Below are 2,445 nucleotides of genomic sequence, written 5' to 3'. Positions count from 1 at the left end.
GAAGTCTGCGCTGACCCGTTACCGCGTGATGGCCACCATCGTCGGTGTGCTGCTCGTCGTCCTCATCCTGATCGGGGTGCCGCTCGCCAACTTCGACGGCACCGGCATGTGGGGCATCTTCCCCAGCACCCCGGAGCTGTTCCCGGTCGGCTCCACCGCCCACGACGTGGGCGAGGCGATCACCACCTACCTCGGCGTCGCCCACGGCTGGCTCTACATGATCTTCCTGATCACCGCGTTCTTCCTGAGCCGCCGGGCCCGCTGGGACCTGCCGTTCACGCTCGTGGTCCTGGTCTGCGGCACCGTGCCGGTCCTCAGCTTCTGGGCCGAGCACCGGGCGACCGCGCGGGTCCGCGCGGAGTTCCCCGAGACCCGCTGACCCCTCGCCCCTGACGGCCCCCTGGCAGATCCCCTGACAGACGACGAACCGGCCGGAGGGTGTCCCTCCGGCCGGTTCGGTGTCGTGCTGGGGTGCTGCGTGCCGTCAGGCCTTCTTGTGCTGACCCTTGGCCTCGTCGATCTGGACGACCTCGGCCGGGTCGTCCGGCGTGGTCACCTGGTGCGGCGCCTCGGCCTGGTCGGCGAGCGCCTCGTCCGGTGAGGACCCGGCGGTGTCGTCGGCCGCGTCCGTGCCCGACATCGGCGCAGCCGGGGTCGGCGGCGTCGCGGGCGTGGCGGGCGTGGCGGCCGGCGTGGCCGGGGCGCCCGTGTTCGCGGTGGGCGGCGGGGTCGGCACGTACGACGACTGCCAGTTGTCCGAGGTCTTGTTGCCCTGCAGCTTCTTGGCCGCGAAGCCGAGACCGGCGGCGAGCCCGGAGAGCAGCACGACCTTCTTGAGCTTGCCGCCCTTCTTCTTCTTCTGCGGCTGGGCGGCCTCGTTGAGCTCCGCGAGCTTGGCCGAGGCCAGGTCGCGGCCCTCGGCGGCCTTCTCCGAGGCGTACGCCGCGGCGTGCGAGGCGTGGTCGGCGGCGTACGCCGCGCCACTGGCGAGGATCGGCGCTGCCTTGGCGCGGGCCTCGGCGAGCGCGGGGCCGGCCTTCTCCCGGGCGTCGTGCAGGACCGGAGCGGCCTTCTCACGCGCCTCCGCGATGATCGGGGCGGCCTTGGCGCGGGCGTCGTTGAGGTACGGCGTTGCCTTGTCGCGTACGTCGGCCAGCACCGGGGCCGCCTTGTCCCGTGCGTCGTTCAGGTACGGCGTGGCCTTGGCCCGGGCGTCGTTGAGCAGCGGGCCCGCCTTCTCGTGGGCCTCGTGGAGCTTGGGGAGGGCCCACTCGCGGGCCTCCTTGGCCGAGTGGCGTGCCGTCTCGACGGCCGACTCGACCTGGGGACGGACGGTCTCGGCGTAGTCGGAGGCGTGGTCGAGGAGCGACTTCTTCTTGCGCAGGCCCATGGGCGTGACACTTCCTTCTCGTCGTGTGACTTCCATTCGACCACGAACGCGGCGACCCGGCCACCGCGGCCTCTGGGGGGCGCGTGGGAAGATCGGTCCGCACGTTCATGTTCGACGTGCCCCAGACGTACCCACTTCCGGCGAGAGGCAGTCATGGCTGACCAGCAGGCCATCTTGAAGACCAACCACGGTGACATCACCATCAATCTCTTCCCGAACCACGCCCCGGCCACGGTCGAGAACTTCACCGGGCTCGCGGACGGCTCGAAGTCCTACGACGCCGGCAACGGCAAGACCGGCCCGTTCTACGACGGTCTCGGCTTCCACCGGATCATCTCCGGCTTCATGATCCAGGGCGGCTGCCCGCTCGGCACCGGCACCGGCGGCCCGGGCTACACGTTCAAGGACGAGCCGCACCCCGAGCTCGTCTTCGACAAGCCCTACCTGCTCGCGATGGCCAACGCCGGCCCGGGCACCAACGGCTCGCAGTTCTTCATCACCCTCGCGCCGACCACGTGGCTGAACTTCAAGCACACGATCTTCGGCGAGGTGGCCGACCAGGCCTCGCGCGACGTCGTCGACAAGCTCGGCGCGCTGCCGACCGGGCCCGGCGACAAGCCGAAGACCCCGGCCGTCATCGAGTCCGTCGAGATCGTCGGCTCCTGAACGCCGACTCCACTCCCGCAGCCGGGGTGCCGACCTGTTATCGGCACCCCGGCCGCGAGTCGTACATCCGCTGCCAGCGGTGCGATCGGTCGATCTGCCCCGACTGCATGCGGGACGCCTCCGTCGGCTTCCAGTGCCCGAACTGCGTCGCCGAGGGCGCGAAGACCACTCGCAGCGGCCGGACGGCGTACGGCGGGGTCCGGTCGGGCAACCCGGCCCTGACCTCGATGGTGCTGATCGTCGTCAATGCCGCGGTCTGGCTGGCGATCATGGCCACCGGTGGGGCGTCCAGTCGACTGGTCGACCTGCTGGTGCTGCGTCCGAACGGGCTCTGCCTGGCCAACGGCCAGGGCTTCGACATCAGCCAGCAGCTCTGTGAGTCGAGCCAG

General features: G+C 70.8%; 3 protein-coding genes and 1 pseudogene. 3 read left to right on the top strand and 1 reads right to left on the bottom strand.

Features of this window, described 5'->3' with window-relative positions; genetic code table 11:
- The coding region (locus ABZE72_RS16655) for a DUF3817 domain-containing protein (RefSeq protein ID WP_372730154.1) at positions 1-379 on the top strand (379 nt) is incomplete at its 5' end.
- A gap of 105 nt (positions 380-484) precedes the next feature.
- Here the strand turns inward: ABZE72_RS16655 and ABZE72_RS16650 are convergent.
- On the bottom strand, positions 485-1,390 hold the full coding sequence (locus ABZE72_RS16650; protein WP_372730153.1) for a hypothetical protein: 906 nt from the start codon (positions 1,388-1,390) through the stop codon (positions 485-487).
- A 153-nt stretch (positions 1,391-1,543) separates the two neighbouring features.
- On the opposite strand from ABZE72_RS16650, the gene ABZE72_RS16645 reads away from it, so the two are divergent.
- Together ABZE72_RS16645 and ABZE72_RS16640 are read left to right on the top strand one after the other, a co-directional pair.
- Positions 1,544-2,056: a peptidylprolyl isomerase gene (locus ABZE72_RS16645; RefSeq protein ID WP_372730152.1), complete on the top strand. Its 513-nt coding sequence runs from the start codon at positions 1,544-1,546 to the stop codon at positions 2,054-2,056.
- A 107-nt stretch (positions 2,057-2,163) separates the two neighbouring features.
- Positions 2,164-2,445 (top strand): annotated as a pseudogene (locus tag ABZE72_RS16640) (rhomboid family intramembrane serine protease); the annotation flags it as partial.

Source organism: Nocardioides sp. (assembly GCF_041600255.1).
Classification (GTDB): Bacteria; Actinomycetota; Actinomycetes; order Propionibacteriales; family Nocardioidaceae; genus Nocardioides.
Note: the sequence above shows the minus strand (reverse complement) of the source record. Positions and strands in the feature narration are given on the sequence as shown.

Coding starts and splice junctions, on each gene's coding strand:
- ABZE72_RS16650 (WP_372730153.1), bottom strand. CDS start 1,390: ATGGGCCTGCGCAAGAAGAAGTCGCTCCTCGACCACGCCTCCGACTAC.
- ABZE72_RS16645 (WP_372730152.1), top strand. CDS start 1,544: ATGGCTGACCAGCAGGCCATCTTGAAGACCAACCACGGTGACATCACC.